Source organism: Phytobacter palmae, assembly GCF_039409775.1.
Lineage (GTDB): Bacteria > Pseudomonadota > Gammaproteobacteria > Enterobacterales > Enterobacteriaceae > Phytobacter > Phytobacter palmae.
This window is the reverse complement of the sequence record NZ_JBCIVJ010000011.1, coordinates 64,117-77,860: the sequence shown is the minus strand read 5'-3', so window position 1 is coordinate 77,860 and position 13,744 is coordinate 64,117. Positions and strand designations below refer to the sequence as shown.

The following is a 13,744-nucleotide window of genomic DNA, read 5'->3' as shown; positions in this document are numbered from 1 at the left end:
AGTTGGGGGTTTTCAGGTAAAGGAGAGATTATTCGCCTTTTACGCGTTCAATATGAGCGCCCAGCGCACTCAGCTTGTCTTCAATGCGTTCATAACCACGATCGATGTGGTAAATTCGATCCACGATTGTAGTTCCTTCCGCGATACAACCTGCCAGCACAAGGCTTGCAGATGCACGCAGGTCGGTCGCCATCACTTGTGCGCCGGAGAGTTTTTCGACACCGTGGCAAATTGCGGTATTGCTTTCAATTTCCGCATGCGCACCCATACGAATCAATTCAGGAATATGCATAAAACGGTTTTCGAAGATCGTCTCGGTGATCACACCCGTGCCTTCTGCAACGAGGTTAAGCAGCGTGAATTGTGCCTGCATATCTGTCGGAAAAGCCGGATGCGGCGCTGTGCGCACATTAACGGCTTTCGGACGTTTACCATGCATGTCCAGGCTTACCCAATCTTCACCCACTTCGATTTCCGCACCAGCTTCACGCAGCTTGGCCAGCACGGCGTCCAGCGTATCGGGTTTCGCGTTACGGCATACAATTTTGCCGCCTGAGATTGCAGCAGCCACGAGGAAGGTGCCAGTTTCAATACGGTCCGGCAGTACACGATAAACGCCGCCACCGAGACGCTCTACGCCTTCAATGGTGACACGGTCGGTACCCTGGCCGCTAATTTTCGCACCCAGCGTATTGAGGAAGTTTGCAGTATCAACGATTTCCGGCTCACGCGCGGCGTTTTCAATAATGGTGGTGCCTTCTGCCAGCGTTGCCGCCGTCATGATGGTTACTGTCGCGCCTACGCTGACTTTATCCATTACGATATGCGCGCCTTTCAGACGACCATTAACGCTCGCTTTGACATAACCTTCTTCCAGCTTAATTTCCGCGCCAAGCTGTTCCAGACCAGTAATGTGCAGATCCACCGGACGCGCGCCAATTGCGCAGCCACCCGGTAAGGAAACCTGCCCCTGGCCAAAACGCGCGACCAGCGGTCCCAGCGCCCAGATAGAGGCACGCATGGTTTTGACCAGATCGTAAGGTGCGCAGAAAACGTTAACCTTGCTGGCATCGATCCAGACTGACCCGTTGCGTTCAACACTGGTACCCAACTGGCTCAGCAGCTTCATGGTGGTATCAATGTCTTTCAGCTTCGGAACGTTGCGGATCTCTACCGGTTCTTCTGCCAGCAGTGCGGCAAAAAGGATGGGTAACGCGGCGTTTTTAGCACCTGAAATTGTGACTTCGCCCTGGAGCCGGGTTGGCCCCTGTACACGAAACTTATCCATTCATCTGATCTCTGTTAAGAATTCACACGCGCTGCGGGCGTAATACCCGTAGCTCAAAAACCGTTTAGTTTGCGATCGCGTGCCCACTCTTGCGGGGTATACGCTTTGATCGAGAGAGCGTGAATGCGGTTGTCCGCTATATATTCCGCTAATGGGCCATACACGGCCTGCTGTTTTTTGACCCGGCTCATGCCGTCAAAAACCTCACCCACAGCAATAACCTGAAAGTGACTGCCGTCGCCAGTGACGTGGGCTTCCTGGAGAGAGAGTGCGTTCATCAGCACTGCCTGAATTTCATGATTTTCCATGGGTGTTAATTTCATCTGATTGTGAAAACAGCCCCACATCTTAGAGGAAAGTGAGGCGGTCTTAAATAAGCAAAAAGCCTCGTTGGTATACCAAACGAGGCTTTAAAGAGTAACGTACTGAAAAATTTAGCGAGGCAATACGTCCGCAGGTAAATTATATAATGCTGCAAGCGTCTGCAGATTCTCGCTGATCCCTTCAAGTGAAACCTGGTGGCCCTGACTTTTCCCCTGAGCAATCAGGTGAATTAATAAGGCCACGCCTGCAGTGTCAACGCGCGATACAGCGCGCAGATCGATAAGGGTTGTCCCTTTCATTGCGTCCTGCCGGGCGTTCCACAGAGGATTGAGCACATCCTGATCGAGCTCGCCCTGTAGTATCAGCCGTTCACCTTCACGCACCCAACTTAATTGCGGTGTCATTATTTCTTCTCATCCAGAGTAATTTTCTGGTGAGAAATGGACTGCAACTGTGCAGTCAGGCCATCGATACCTTTGGTACGCAGCAGATCGCTCCACTCATTTTGTTTAGTGGTGATCATGCTCACCCCTTCGGCAATCATGTCATATGCCTGCCAGTTACCGGACTGCGTGTTTTTGCGCCACTGAAAATCCAGACGCACGGGCGGGCGGCCGTTTGGATCGATAATGGTCACACGGATCGGTACGATCGTGGCATCACCCAGCGGCTGCTCCGGGGCAATCTCGTATGTCTGGCCGTGGTACAATGCCAGCGCCTGGCCATAGGCCTGTTTCAGGTATTCACGGAATGCAGCGAAGTAGGCTTCTCGCTGCGCTGGCGTTGCGTCTTTATAGTAACGCCCCAGCACCAGAGCACCGGCATATTTAACCTGGACGTATGGCAGTAATTCTTGATCAACCACATCACGCAAGTAATCAGGATTCGCGCGAATCTTCGGCTGCTCGTTTTTGAGGCGATCAAACGTTTTCTTTGCTGCTTCCTGCATTGCTTTGTACGGATTGGTTTGTTCCGCCGCGTTGGCCAGTCCAAGTGGCGCAATAACCAGCATGGCAACCATTAATAGACGTTTAAACATGCGTCAACTCTCCTCGTTAATTCGTCTTACCAGCAGACGGTGCGCTGGAAGTATCATCCTGCGGTTTTGACTGCGCATCGCCAGAATTCTTATTGTCACTGCCTTTACTGTTGTAAAGGAATTGTCCGATCAGGTCCTCAAGAACCATAGCGGATTTAGTATCCTGGATTGTGCTGCCTTCTTTAAGCATAGAAGTTCCCAGTTCAGGATCCTCAAAACCCACATTCAAAGCCAAATATTGCTCCCCCAGCAAACCTGACGTACGAATGGCCAGTGAGCTTGTATCAGGAATCTGGTTATAACGCTCTTCGATATCCAGCGCGACGCGCGGCAGATAAGTTTTCGGATCGAGTTCGATATCCGCAACACGGCCGACCACCACGCCACCAATACGAACTGGCGAGCGAGCTTTCAGGCCGCCAATGTTGTCGAAGGTTGCGTACACGCGATACGTCGGCTCGGTACGCATAGAGGCGACATCGGCCGCTTTCAGGCAGATAAACAGCCCCGCCAGCAGTGCCAGTAACAGAAAAATGCCTACCCAAATTTCACTTTTTTTCGTTTGCATGAACTCAATTCCCAAACATCAATGCGGTGAGCACAAAATCCAGACCAAGAACGGCCAGCGAAGAGTGCACAACGGTACGCGTCGTCGCCCGACTGATCCCGGCGGAAGTCGGGATTGCGTCATAGCCATTAAATAAAGCAATCCAGGTTACGGTGATGGCAAAGACAACGCTCTTAATCAGGCAGTTCACAAGATCCAGTCGCCAGTCGACAGCGTTTTGCATCGCCGACCAGAAGAACCCTGAGTCGATTCCTTTCCAGTTCACACCCACCAGCGAGCCGCCCCAGATACCTACCGCAACGAAGATAATCGTCAGCAATGGTAAGGAGATCACTCCCGCCCAAAAGCGAGGCGAAATTACGCGCCGTAGTGGGTCAACAGCCATCATTTCAAGACTTGAAAGTTGTTCAGTCGCGCGCATCAGGCCAATTTCCGCAGTCAGTGCAGAACCCGCACGCCCTGCATAAAGCAGCGCAGCGACAACGGGCCCCAGTTCACGCAACAAGGAGAGCGCCACCAGCATTCCCAGGCTGGTTTCCGCGCTATAGGTCGTAAGCACCAGATAGCCCTGCAAGCCAAGCACCATGCCGATAAAAACGCCGGACACGATAATAATGAGCATCGACAGGACACCCACATTATAGAGTTGGCGCACCAGCAACGGCGCATGTTTGCCAAATTCCGGCTTACCGACCAGCGCGTTGAAGAGCATTAAACCAGCGCGGCCAAACGTCGCGATCGTCTTGATCCCGCGATGTCCAAGCGACGCCAGTGCATGTAACAACATGAGTGGCTTAACTCCCTGTCTCAAATAAATCGGATTGATATTGACCTGCGGGATAGCGGAACGGAACGGGGCCGTCAGCAATGCCGTCGAGGAACTGACGGACACGAGGGTCGGCGTTTTCTTGCAAGCCTTGCGCGCTGCCCTGCGCCACAATCTTACGGTCTGCAACAATATACGCATAGTCGGCGATGCTCAGCACTTCCGGCACATCATGGGAGACGACAACACAGGTCACGCCCAGTGCACTATTCAGTTCAGAGATAAGCTTCACCAGCACACCCATGGTGATAGGATCCTGGCCGACAAAAGGTTCGTCGAACATGATTAAATCAGGTTCCAGCGCGATAGCCCTTGCCAGCGCCGCGCGGCGCGCCATCCCGCCAGAGAGTTCGGAAGGCATGAGTTTTGCTGCACCACGCAGCCCTACCGCCTCCAGTTTCATCATGACCGTACTTTTCAGCAACGCGGCCGGTAAGTTCGTATGTTCGCGCAACGGATAGGCCACATTATCGAACACAGTCATGTCAGTAAATAATGCGCCGGACTGGAACAACATGCTCATGCGTTTGCGAACGGTAAACAGCCGGGAGCGACTCATTCCGGGGATATTCTCACCGTCGAAGAGGATTTCACCCGCGTCCGGCGGTATCTGTCCGCCAATAAGACGCAGCAATGTTGTTTTACCAATCCCGGACGGCCCCATAATGGCGGTGATTTTACCGCGTGGCACTGTCAGCGAGATATTGTCGAAAATACGCCGATTTCCACGGGAGAAACTCACACCACGGATATCGACCAGATTCGCCACAGTCTGGCTCATTCATTCTTCCTTATAAGCCTTGATAGGGTCTAAGCATGACGCCGGATAACAGCAAGAACCCACCATTTTTACAGAATATTACCCGTATGAGTTAGCGAAAGCTGGCATTTGTTTTACTTTTGAGCCGCATAAAGTCAAAATTAAGAATTCTCTACGCCGCTTGAAATTCCCGGTTTTCCCCGGCAATCGCAGCCTGCGGACCGGCAGATTATACCTCAAGAAAGGACTTTAGATGCTTTTAGCGACGGCGCTATTAATTATTGGTTTACTGTTAGTGGTATACAGCGCTGACCGATTGGTATTCGCCGCCTCGATTTTATGTCGCAGTTTGGGTGTTCCACCGTTGCTCATTGGGATGACAGTGGTGAGTATCGGCGCCTCTCTTCCGGAGATGATTGTCTCTGTTGCGGCCTCCATGCACGGCCAGATTGATCTGGCCATTGGTACGGCCCTCGGCTCTAACATCACCAATATTTTGTTGATCCTTGGACTCGCTGCGCTTCTGCATCCATTTACCGTCCATTCCGATATCCTGCGCCGTGAATTGCCGCTAATGTTAATAACCAGTTTGCTGGCAGGGTTGGTACTGTTTGACGGGCAACTGACCTGGCTGGATGGCCTGTTTTTACTTCTGCTGGCAGTGCTATGGCTGGTATACATTGTTAAAATCGCCCGTCTGGCTGAGCTGCAAGGTAGTGATACGCTAACACGTGAGCAAGTTGCAGAGTTGCCGCGTGGCGGTAGCCTGTCAGTGGCATTCTTGTGGCTCGGGGTAGCACTCATCGTTATGCCGATGTCAACGCGCATGGTAGTAGACAACGCAACGGTGGTTGCAAACCATTTCGCGATGAGTGAATTAACAATCGGCCTGACGATGATTGCCATCGTAACGGGCCTGCCGGAACTGGCAACTGCCATTGCCGGGGCACGTAAAGGAGAAGACGATATTGCGATCGGTAATATCATCGGCTCGAATATTTTCAACATCACGCTGGTGCTGGGTTTACCCGCGCTGATCGCGCCAGGTCATTTCAATAGCCTGGCTTTTACGCGAGATTACGGCGTGATGTTACTGGTCAGCGTCATTTTTGCCCTCACCTGCTGGCGGCGTAAGCAGCAGACAGGCAGAGGAACTGGCGCATTACTATTAGGCGGTTTTATCACCTGGTTAGTACTACTGTACTGGGTTACGCCGCGTCTGACAGGATAATTGGACACACATTTATGTCGCATATCGATCTGCAACCGGGCTTCGACTTTCAGCAGGCTGGCCGGGACGTTTTGCAAATTGAACGTGAAGGCCTTGCCCAGCTTGATCAATATATTAATCAGGACTTTGCACAGGCCTGCGAAAAGATTTTCTACTGCAGCGGCAAAGTCGTCGTCATGGGGATGGGGAAATCGGGTCATATTGGTCGAAAAATGGCCGCAACATTCGCCAGTACCGGCACCTCTTCTTTCTTTGTTCATCCTGGAGAGGCGGCACATGGCGATCTGGGCATGGTCGGTTCGCAGGACGTGGTTATTGCACTGTCGAACTCAGGTGAATCGAATGAGATCCTGGCATTGATCCCGGTGCTCAAGCGACTAAAAGTATTCCTGATCTGTATGACAAGCCGTCCTGATAGCAGTATGGGTCGTGCGGCTGATATTCATCTGTGCGTGAAAGTACCGCAGGAGGCCTGTCCATTAGGATTAGCACCGACCTCAAGCACTACTGCCGCATTGGTAATGGGAGATGCGCTGGCAGTCGCGCTGTTGAAAGCACGGGGTTTTACAGCAGAGGATTTTGCGCTTTCACACCCTGGTGGCGCACTTGGGCGTAAGCTCCTGCTGCGGGTCAATGACATCATGCATACCGGCGATGAAATTCCGCATGTGAGTAAAGACGCCACGCTGCGCGACGCTCTGCTCGAAATCACGCGCAAGAATTTAGGCCTGACGGTTATTTGCGACGATCTGATGAAGATCGAGGGCATTTTTACCGATGGCGATTTGCGCCGCGTATTCGATATGGGCGCAGATGTACGTAGTTTAGGCATTGCTGAGGTAATGACGCCAGGAGGCATCCGCGTGCGTCCCGGCACACTGGCGGTGGACGCGCTTAATCTGATGCAGTCCCGCCACATCACCTCTGTTTTGGTTGCCGATGGCGACCAGTTGCTGGGTGTGGTACATATGCATGATTTGCTGCGCGCGGGCGTGGTGTGAAAAAGGATCGAAGAATGAGTAATGTTGGAGCGTCGCTTGCGACATGCTACGGACCCGTCAGTACGCAGGTAATGGCAAAGGCAGAAGAGATTAAGCTGTTAATACTTGATGTAGATGGTGTTTTATCCGATGGATCTATCTACATGGGTAATAATGGTGAAGAGTTGAAAGCGTTCAACGTCCGCGATGGTTACGGTATTCGCTGCGCATTAACATCCGATATTGAGGTTGCCATTATTACGGGCCGAAAAGCTAAACTGATGGAAGACCGCTGCGAAACGCTGGGCATCACGCACCTCTATCAGGGGCAATCAGATAAGTTGTTAGCCTATCGCGATTTATTGACCAGGCTTTCGCTGGTGCCGGAACAAGTTGCGTATGTCGGAGACGATCTCATCGACTGGCCTGTGATGGCAGAAATTGGTTTAAGCGTGGCGGTGGCCGATGCGCATCCGTTGCTCATTCCCCGGGCGGATTATGTCACCCGTACTGCAGGTGGGCGTGGCGCAGTGCGTGAAGTGTGTGATTTATTATTGCTGGCGCAAGGCAAGCTTGATGAGGCCAAAGGGCAATCAATATGAGTAAAACCAGACGTTGGGTCATCATTGTGCTGTCACTGGTCGCACTGATACTGATTGGGGTGAACCTGGCCGATCGCGAACAGAGTGATCAAGTTACCGTTAATAATACTGACCCAACGTATAAAAGCGAGCATACCGATACGGTAGTCTACAGTCCGGAAGGTGCGTTGAACTATCGGCTGATAGCACAGCATGTTGAATATTATTCTGCCGACGCTATCACCTGGTTTACCCAGCCAGTGCTGACGACTTTCGACAAAGATAAAATTCCTGAATGGTCCATCAAAGCCGATAAAGCGAAGCTGACCAATGACCGAATGCTTTATCTTTATGGGCATGTTGAGGTAAACGCCCTGACTGCGGACGCTCAGTTGCGAAAAATTACAACGGATAACGCCCAGATAAACCTGATCACGCAGGATGTCGCCTCTGATGATCAAGTCACGTTATACGGAACAACATTTAATTCCACCGGCCTGAAAATGCGCGGCAATTTACGCAGCAAAAACGCCGAGCTTATTGAAAAGGTTAGAAGCTCCTATGAAATTCAGAACAAACAAACTCAGCCTTAATTTCGCCCTGGCCAGTGTTCTTTTTGCCGCCAGTCTTCCGGCACTTGCGGTAACCGGCGATACCGAGCAACCTATCCATATCGACTCCGATCAACAGTCGCTGGATATGCAAGGGAATGTGGTGACCTTCACTGGCAATGTTGTCGTAACGCAGGGCACCATCAAAATCAACGCCGACAAGGTAGTGGTCACTCGTCCAGGCGGCCAGCAAGGTAAAGAGATCATTGATGGCTACGGTAATCCTGCCACCTTTTATCAGATGCAGGATAACGGCAAACCAGTAAAAGGCCACGCTTCCCAGATGCACTATGAACTGGAAAAAGATTTCGTGGTCCTGACTGGCAACGCCTACCTTGAACAGCTTGATAGCAACATCACGGGCGACAAAATTACCTATCTGGTGAAAGAGCAGAAAATGCAGGCTTTCAGTGATAAAGGCAAACGCGTGACGACGGTTCTGGTGCCGTCCCAGTTGCAGGATAAGAGCAACAATCAAACCCCGGCTCCGGCGCAAAAAAAGAGTAACTAATTCGTTATGGCAACATTAACTGCAAAGAATCTCGCCAAGGCCTACAAAGGCCGCCGTGTGGTAGAAGATGTCAGTCTGACAGTCAATTCAGGCGAAATTGTCGGGCTGCTCGGTCCTAACGGTGCAGGTAAAACCACAACGTTCTACATGGTCGTCGGTATCGTGTCGCGTGATGCGGGCAATATCATCATCGACGATGAAGATATCAGTCTGCTGCCGCTGCATGCCCGGGCACGTCGCGGTATCGGCTATTTGCCGCAGGAAGCCTCTATTTTCAGGCGCCTGAGCGTATTTGATAATCTCATGGCGGTATTGCAAATTCGCGATGATCTCACATCCGAACAGCGTGTGGATCGGGCGAACGAGTTGATGGAAGAGTTCCATATTGAACACCTGCGCGACAATATGGGGCAGGCGCTTTCTGGCGGTGAACGCCGTCGTGTCGAAATCGCTCGCGCGCTGGCGGCAAACCCTAAATTCATCCTGCTGGATGAACCTTTTGCCGGCGTTGACCCAATATCGGTAATTGATATCAAACGCATCATTGAACACCTGCGTGATAGCGGACTTGGCGTGTTGATTACCGATCACAACGTTCGCGAAACCCTGGCGGTGTGTGAACGTGCTTATATTGTCAGCCAGGGGCATTTGATCGCGCACGGTACGCCTCAGCAAATCCTTGAAGACGAACATGTTAAGCGCGTATATCTTGGGGAAGACTTCAGACTCTGATAGGGTAGGGTTTATTGACGTGTTTAGTCGGAGAGTACTGCTCTGAATATGAAGCAAGGTTTGCAATTAAGGCTCAGCCAACAGCTAGCCATGACGCCACAGTTGCAACAGGCTATCCGCCTGCTGCAACTGTCCACGTTGGAACTTCAGCAAGAACTCCAGCAAGCTCTGGAAAGTAACCCATTGCTTGAGCAAACCGATCTTCACGAAGAAGTGGACGCGCAACAGTCCCAGGATAACGAAGGCCTGGATACCGTCGACGCGCTCGAGCAAAAAGAGATGCCCGAAGAGTTGCCCCTGGACGCCAGTTGGGATGAAATCTATACCGCTGGCACCCCTTCCGGCAGCAGCACCGATTATCTTGACGATGAACTGCCCATTTATCAGGGGGAGACCACCCAGTCGTTACAGGATTACCTGATGTGGCAGGTGGAACTCACCCCCTTCTCAGACACCGATCGCGCCATTGCGACCTCTATTGTCGATGCTGTTGATGACACGGGTTATCTCACCGTTCCGCTGGAAGACATTCTGGAGAGCATGGGCGATGAAGAGATCGGTCTGGATGAAGTTGAAGCGGTACTGAAACGTATTCAGCGTTTCGATCCGGTCGGCGTCGCGGCCAGAGATCTGCGCGATTGCCTGTTGATCCAGCTCTCTCAGTTTGCCAAAGAGACGCCCTGGTGTGAGGAGGCGCGTTTAATCATCAGCGATCATCTGGATCTGCTCGCAAATCATGACTTCCGTACGCTGATGCGCGTAACTCGTCTGAAAGAAGAGGTGTTGAAAGAGGCGGTCAATTTGATCCAGTCTCTTGACCCACGTCCGGGCCAGTCAATCCAGACCGGCGAGCCCGAATATGTCATCCCTGACGTCCTGGTGCGTAAGCACAATGGGCGCTGGACGGTCGAACTCAACTCCGACAGCATCCCTCGTTTGCAAATCAACCAGCACTACGCCGCAATGTGCGGTGGTGCACGTAACGATGCAGACAGCCAGTTTATCCGTAGCAATCTGCAGGAAGCGAAATGGCTGATCAAAAGCCTTGAGAGTCGCAATGACACCCTGTTAAGGGTGAGCCGCTGTATTGTTGAACAGCAGCAGGCGTTTTTCGAGCAAGGCGAAGAATTTATGAAACCGATGGTGCTGGCCGATATCGCTCAGGCCGTCGAGATGCATGAATCCACGATTTCCCGTGTCACGACCCAAAAATATCTGCACAGTCCGCGTGGCATCTTTGAGCTTAAATATTTCTTCTCCAGTCATGTGAATACCGAAGGCGGCGGCGAAGCCTCGTCGACGGCTATCCGCGCACTGGTGAAGAAATTAATTGCCGCAGAGAATCCTGCGAAGCCGTTGAGTGACAGTAAGCTGACTACCATGCTCTCTGATCAGGGTATTATGGTAGCGCGGCGAACCGTTGCGAAGTATCGAGAGTCTTTATCCATTCCGCCGTCTAATCAGCGTAAACAGCTGGTGTGACCTAACCGATAAGGAAGACACTATGCAGCTTAACATCACAGGACATAACGTCGAAATAACCGAGGCCCTGCGCGAATTCGTCACCGCGAAATTTGCCAAACTCGAACAGTATTTCGAAAGGATCAATCAGGTCTATGTTGTGTTGAAAGTGGAGAAAGTGACTCATATCTCGGACGCAACCCTGCATGTAAACGGGGGAGAGATTCATGCCAGTGCGGAAGGACAAGACATGTATGCTGCCATCGACGGTTTAATTGATAAACTGGCGCGGCAACTTACGAAACATAAAGATAAACTGAAACAACACTAATTGTCCGGGCACTCGTCTGGCGCGTATCACCCTGCCGCAACCCGGCAGGGTGTCTGCACTGGCGACGCTTAGGTGAAATTATGATGAATAACGATTCCGCTCTTCAATTGAGCAATGTCCTTAACCAGGAATGTACCCGTAGTGGTGTTCACTGCCAGAGCAAGAAACGTGCACTGGAAATAATCAGTGAACTGGCTGCAAAGCAGTTGAGCCTGCCACCACAAGTGGTCTTCGAAGCGATCCTGACGCGTGAGAAAATGGGCAGTACCGGCATTGGTAACGGTATCGCCATCCCTCACGGAAAACTCGAAGAAGATACCCTTCGTGCCGTTGGTGTTTTTGTGCAACTGGAAACACCCATCGCCTTTGATGCCATTGATAACCAGCCAGTCGATCTGCTCTTCGCGCTTCTGGTTCCTGCCGATCAGACCAAAACCCACCTGCATACGCTTTCACTGGTGGCCAAGCGTCTGGCGGACAAAACCATCTGTCGCCGCCTGCGCTCCGCACAAAGCGATGAGGAGTTGTACCAGATCATCACGCTGACAGAAGGCGAAAATGACGATGCGTAACGCAACAGACTCCCTTTTGTCACTGGTTCTGAGGAGAATTGGCCCATGGTCCTGATGATCGTTAGTGGTCGTTCGGGCTCAGGTAAGTCAGTGGCCCTGCGCGCCCTGGAAGATATGGGATTTTACTGCGTCGATAACCTGCCGGTCGTCCTGTTACCGGAGCTGGCAAGGACACTGGCTGACCGCCAGACCTCTGCCGCCGTCAGTATCGATGTACGTAATATGCCGGAATCGCCGGAAATTTTTGAGCAGGCAATGAGCAGCCTGCCGGATTATTTCTCACCGCAACTGCTGTTCCTGGATGCCGATCGCAACACGTTGATCCGCCGCTACAGCGACACGCGTCGTCTGCACCCCCTTTCCAGCAAAAACCTGTCGCTGGAAAGCGCCATTGATGAAGAGAGCAATCTGCTGGAGCCACTGCGCTCACGCGCCGACCTCATCGTCGATACATCGGAAATGTCCGTTCATGAACTCGCCGAGATGCTCCGCACCCGACTGTTGGGTAAACGCGAGCGTGAACTGACGATGGTCTTCGAGTCCTTTGGCTTTAAGCATGGTATCCCTATTGATGCCGATTACGTGTTTGACGTTCGCTTCTTGCCTAACCCGCACTGGGATCCGAAATTACGCCCGATGACCGGGCTGGACAAACCGGTTGCCGCCTTCCTTGACAGACATACGGAAGTGCACAATTTTATTTACCAGACCCGCAGTTATCTCGAACTGTGGTTACCGATGCTGGAAACCAATAATCGTAGCTATTTAACGGTAGCGATTGGGTGTACCGGCGGTAAACACCGCTCCGTCTATGTTGCTGAACAACTTGCAGACTATTTCCGCTCGCGCGGTAAAAATGTTCAGTCTCGTCATCGTACGCTGGAAAAACGGAAAACATGACCGTAAAACAAACTGTTGAAATCACCAATAAGCTGGGTATGCACGCGCGCCCGGCGATGAAACTGTTTGAACTGGTTCAGGGTTTTGATGCTGAGGTACTGCTTCGTAACGATGAAGGCACCGAAGCCGAGGCCAATAGCGTGATTGCGCTACTTATGCTGGACTCCGCCAAGGGCCGGCAAATTGAGATAGAAGCGACAGGCCCACAGGAAGAAGAAGCGCTGGCGGCTGTCATTGCGCTCTTTATCGCCGGGTTTGACGAAGACTGACAGCGCGCGTTTTCCCTCTCCTGATCCTGACGGAGAGGGAGCATCAATGCAGTTTATTGCGCTCCAGGAATTCCTCTCCTCCAAGCTGACGCATCTGGCGCATAATCCATGCCTGTCGGCTGCGCACATACCCTGACGGCGCATCAGCGCGAAAACGTAGCGGATTTGGTAAGACTGCTGCCAGCAGTGCCGCCTCAGCCATCGTCAACTTACTGGCGGGTTTATGAAAATAACGCTGCGAAGCCGCTTCTACACCAAATATGCCATCGCCAAATTCAGCAATATTCAGATAAACGGTCAGAATACGTCGCTTGGTCCAGATCGCCTCCGTTACCAGCGTTAAACCAGCTTCGAAACCTTTACGTACCCAATTTTTGCCGTCCCAGAGCAGTAGGTTTTTAATGGTCTGCTGGGAAATGGTCGATGCACCACGAATACGATTCTCATGCTGCTCATTGTGCGATAAGGCTTTTTCAATCGCACCAAAATCAAGTCCCCAGTGGTCAGGGAAACGCTGATCTTCAGCGGCAATCACCGCCAGCGCCGCCCAGGGTGAAATCTCGTCCATACCCACCCAGTCCGAATGAGCAACATAGCCGAAATCCCCTGTCAGCCAGGCTCCCACCTGGCGTTCGACCATCACTGCTGAAAACGGCACCGGCATAAAACTGAACAGAAGAATACCGCCGCCCCAGAAAATCCCCAGCGCCAGAACCAAACGGAGCAATAGCTTTTTGATTTTCGCCATTAACGGGCGACG

Annotated in this window: 19 protein-coding genes; 11 read left to right on the top strand and 8 right to left on the bottom strand. The window is 52.0% G+C overall.

Going from position 1 to position 13,744, the window contains the following annotated elements; translation table 11 throughout:
• Positions 1-28: 28 nt before the first annotated feature.
• The 7 genes from murA to mlaF all read right to left on the bottom strand — a co-directional run bounded on the left by murA (position 29) and on the right by mlaF (position 4,826).
• The gene (gene murA, locus AAIG39_RS14615) at positions 29-1,288 is read right to left on the bottom strand and encodes a UDP-N-acetylglucosamine 1-carboxyvinyltransferase (protein WP_343194163.1); all 1,260 of its coding nucleotides are present in this window, start codon (positions 1,286-1,288) and stop codon (positions 29-31) included.
• Between the two features lie 53 nt (positions 1,289-1,341).
• Entirely contained in the window at positions 1,342-1,596 is a 255-nt protein-coding gene (gene ibaG, locus AAIG39_RS14610) for a BolA family iron metabolism protein IbaG (protein ID WP_090083072.1), read from the bottom strand.
• Between the two features lie 126 nt (positions 1,597-1,722).
• On the bottom strand, positions 1,723-2,016 hold the full coding sequence (gene mlaB / locus AAIG39_RS14605) for a lipid asymmetry maintenance protein MlaB (protein WP_343194162.1): 294 nt from the start codon (positions 2,014-2,016) through the stop codon (positions 1,723-1,725).
• Entirely contained in the window at positions 2,016-2,651 is a 636-nt protein-coding gene (mlaC, locus tag AAIG39_RS14600; RefSeq protein ID WP_090083066.1) for a phospholipid-binding protein MlaC, read from the bottom strand. Before mlaC ends, mlaB begins: the two co-directional genes overlap by 1 nt.
• Before the next feature lie 16 nt (positions 2,652-2,667).
• Positions 2,668-3,219, bottom strand: a complete 552-nt coding sequence (mlaD, locus tag AAIG39_RS14595; protein ID WP_090083063.1) for an outer membrane lipid asymmetry maintenance protein MlaD — start codon at positions 3,217-3,219, stop codon at positions 2,668-2,670.
• Between the two features lie 4 nt (positions 3,220-3,223).
• On the bottom strand, positions 3,224-4,006 hold the full coding sequence (gene mlaE, locus AAIG39_RS14590; protein ID WP_039077458.1) for a lipid asymmetry maintenance ABC transporter permease subunit MlaE: 783 nt from the start codon (positions 4,004-4,006) through the stop codon (positions 3,224-3,226).
• 7 nt (positions 4,007-4,013) lie between these two features.
• Positions 4,014-4,826 carry a phospholipid ABC transporter ATP-binding protein MlaF gene (gene mlaF / locus AAIG39_RS14585; protein WP_090083060.1) on the bottom strand — a complete coding sequence of 271 codons (813 nt, stop codon included), beginning with the start codon at positions 4,824-4,826 and terminating at the stop codon, positions 4,014-4,016.
• 232 nt (positions 4,827-5,058) lie between these two features.
• Between mlaF and AAIG39_RS14580 the strand changes: the two genes are divergently transcribed.
• The 11 genes from AAIG39_RS14580 to npr all read left to right on the top strand — a co-directional run bounded on the left by AAIG39_RS14580 (position 5,059) and on the right by npr (position 12,984).
• The gene (locus AAIG39_RS14580; protein ID WP_090083058.1) at positions 5,059-6,036 is read left to right on the top strand and encodes a calcium/sodium antiporter; all 978 of its coding nucleotides are present in this window, start codon (positions 5,059-5,061) and stop codon (positions 6,034-6,036) included.
• Between the two features lie 14 nt (positions 6,037-6,050).
• Positions 6,051-7,037, top strand: coding sequence for an arabinose-5-phosphate isomerase KdsD (gene kdsD / locus AAIG39_RS14575; RefSeq protein ID WP_047372942.1), 987 nt, complete (start codon positions 6,051-6,053; stop codon positions 7,035-7,037).
• Between the two features lie 14 nt (positions 7,038-7,051).
• Complete coding sequence (kdsC, locus tag AAIG39_RS14570) at positions 7,052-7,618, top strand: 3-deoxy-manno-octulosonate-8-phosphatase KdsC (RefSeq protein WP_090083056.1); 567 nt, start codon at positions 7,052-7,054, stop codon at positions 7,616-7,618.
• Positions 7,615-8,190 (top strand): LPS export ABC transporter periplasmic protein LptC, encoded by a 576-nt coding sequence (gene lptC / locus AAIG39_RS14565; protein ID WP_090083055.1) that lies wholly within the window; start codon positions 7,615-7,617, stop codon positions 8,188-8,190. The genes kdsC and lptC overlap by 4 nt, the downstream gene beginning before the upstream one ends.
• Positions 8,159-8,719, top strand: coding sequence for a lipopolysaccharide ABC transporter substrate-binding protein LptA (gene lptA / locus AAIG39_RS14560; protein WP_090083053.1), 561 nt, complete (start codon positions 8,159-8,161; stop codon positions 8,717-8,719). The genes lptC and lptA overlap by 32 nt, the downstream gene beginning before the upstream one ends.
• 6 nt (positions 8,720-8,725) lie before the next feature.
• The gene (gene lptB, locus AAIG39_RS14555) at positions 8,726-9,451 is read left to right on the top strand and encodes an LPS export ABC transporter ATP-binding protein (RefSeq protein WP_039077451.1); all 726 of its coding nucleotides are present in this window, start codon (positions 8,726-8,728) and stop codon (positions 9,449-9,451) included.
• 48 nt (positions 9,452-9,499) lie between these two features.
• Complete coding sequence (gene rpoN / locus AAIG39_RS14550; protein ID WP_090083052.1) at positions 9,500-10,933, top strand: RNA polymerase factor sigma-54; 1,434 nt, start codon at positions 9,500-9,502, stop codon at positions 10,931-10,933.
• 22 nt (positions 10,934-10,955) lie between these two features.
• Entirely contained in the window at positions 10,956-11,243 is a 288-nt protein-coding gene (gene hpf, locus AAIG39_RS14545) for a ribosome hibernation promoting factor (protein ID WP_039077449.1), read from the top strand.
• 80 nt (positions 11,244-11,323) lie between these two features.
• Complete coding sequence (gene ptsN, locus AAIG39_RS14540; protein WP_039077448.1) at positions 11,324-11,815, top strand: PTS IIA-like nitrogen regulatory protein PtsN; 492 nt, start codon at positions 11,324-11,326, stop codon at positions 11,813-11,815.
• Between the two features lie 45 nt (positions 11,816-11,860).
• Positions 11,861-12,715: an RNase adapter RapZ gene (rapZ, locus tag AAIG39_RS14535; protein WP_039077447.1), complete on the top strand. Its 855-nt coding sequence runs from the start codon at positions 11,861-11,863 to the stop codon at positions 12,713-12,715.
• Positions 12,712-12,984 (top strand): PTS phosphocarrier protein NPr, encoded by a 273-nt coding sequence (npr, locus tag AAIG39_RS14530; RefSeq protein WP_039077446.1) that lies wholly within the window; start codon positions 12,712-12,714, stop codon positions 12,982-12,984. Before rapZ ends, npr begins: the two co-directional genes overlap by 4 nt.
• Before the next feature lie 43 nt (positions 12,985-13,027).
• On the opposite strand, the gene mtgA is transcribed toward npr, so the two are convergent.
• Complete coding sequence (gene mtgA / locus AAIG39_RS14525) at positions 13,028-13,732, bottom strand: monofunctional biosynthetic peptidoglycan transglycosylase (protein ID WP_425503331.1); 705 nt, start codon at positions 13,730-13,732, stop codon at positions 13,028-13,030.
• Positions 13,733-13,744 lie beyond the last annotated feature (12 nt).

What these genes read in the sequence shown, in the direction of transcription:
- mlaF (WP_090083060.1), bottom strand. Translation starts at nt 4,826, where the DNA reads ATGAGCCAGACTGTGGCGAATCTGGTCGATATCCGTGGTGTGAGTTTC.
- hpf (WP_039077449.1), top strand. Translation starts at nt 10,956, where the DNA reads ATGCAGCTTAACATCACAGGACATAACGTCGAAATAACCGAGGCCCTG.
- rpoN (WP_090083052.1), top strand. Translation starts at nt 9,500, where the DNA reads ATGAAGCAAGGTTTGCAATTAAGGCTCAGCCAACAGCTAGCCATGACG.
- lptB (WP_039077451.1), top strand. Translation starts at nt 8,726, where the DNA reads ATGGCAACATTAACTGCAAAGAATCTCGCCAAGGCCTACAAAGGCCGC.
- kdsD (WP_047372942.1), top strand. Translation starts at nt 6,051, where the DNA reads ATGTCGCATATCGATCTGCAACCGGGCTTCGACTTTCAGCAGGCTGGC.
- rapZ (WP_039077447.1), top strand. Translation starts at nt 11,861, where the DNA reads ATGGTCCTGATGATCGTTAGTGGTCGTTCGGGCTCAGGTAAGTCAGTG.
- lptC (WP_090083055.1), top strand. Translation starts at nt 7,615, where the DNA reads ATGAGTAAAACCAGACGTTGGGTCATCATTGTGCTGTCACTGGTCGCA.
- murA (WP_343194163.1), bottom strand. Translation starts at nt 1,288, where the DNA reads ATGGATAAGTTTCGTGTACAGGGGCCAACCCGGCTCCAGGGCGAAGTC.
- kdsC (WP_090083056.1), top strand. Translation starts at nt 7,052, where the DNA reads ATGAGTAATGTTGGAGCGTCGCTTGCGACATGCTACGGACCCGTCAGT.
- lptA (WP_090083053.1), top strand. Translation starts at nt 8,159, where the DNA reads ATGAAATTCAGAACAAACAAACTCAGCCTTAATTTCGCCCTGGCCAGT.
- mtgA (WP_425503331.1), bottom strand. Translation starts at nt 13,732, where the DNA reads ATGGCGAAAATCAAAAAGCTATTGCTCCGTTTGGTTCTGGCGCTGGGG.
- mlaD (WP_090083063.1), bottom strand. Translation starts at nt 3,219, where the DNA reads ATGCAAACGAAAAAAAGTGAAATTTGGGTAGGCATTTTTCTGTTACTG.
- mlaB (WP_343194162.1), bottom strand. Translation starts at nt 2,016, where the DNA reads ATGACACCGCAATTAAGTTGGGTGCGTGAAGGTGAACGGCTGATACTA.
- npr (WP_039077446.1), top strand. Translation starts at nt 12,712, where the DNA reads ATGACCGTAAAACAAACTGTTGAAATCACCAATAAGCTGGGTATGCAC.
- ibaG (WP_090083072.1), bottom strand. Translation starts at nt 1,596, where the DNA reads ATGGAAAATCATGAAATTCAGGCAGTGCTGATGAACGCACTCTCTCTC.
- AAIG39_RS14580 (WP_090083058.1), top strand. Translation starts at nt 5,059, where the DNA reads ATGCTTTTAGCGACGGCGCTATTAATTATTGGTTTACTGTTAGTGGTA.
- ptsN (WP_039077448.1), top strand. Translation starts at nt 11,324, where the DNA reads ATGATGAATAACGATTCCGCTCTTCAATTGAGCAATGTCCTTAACCAG.
- mlaE (WP_039077458.1), bottom strand. Translation starts at nt 4,006, where the DNA reads ATGTTGTTACATGCACTGGCGTCGCTTGGACATCGCGGGATCAAGACG.
- mlaC (WP_090083066.1), bottom strand. Translation starts at nt 2,651, where the DNA reads ATGTTTAAACGTCTATTAATGGTTGCCATGCTGGTTATTGCGCCACTT.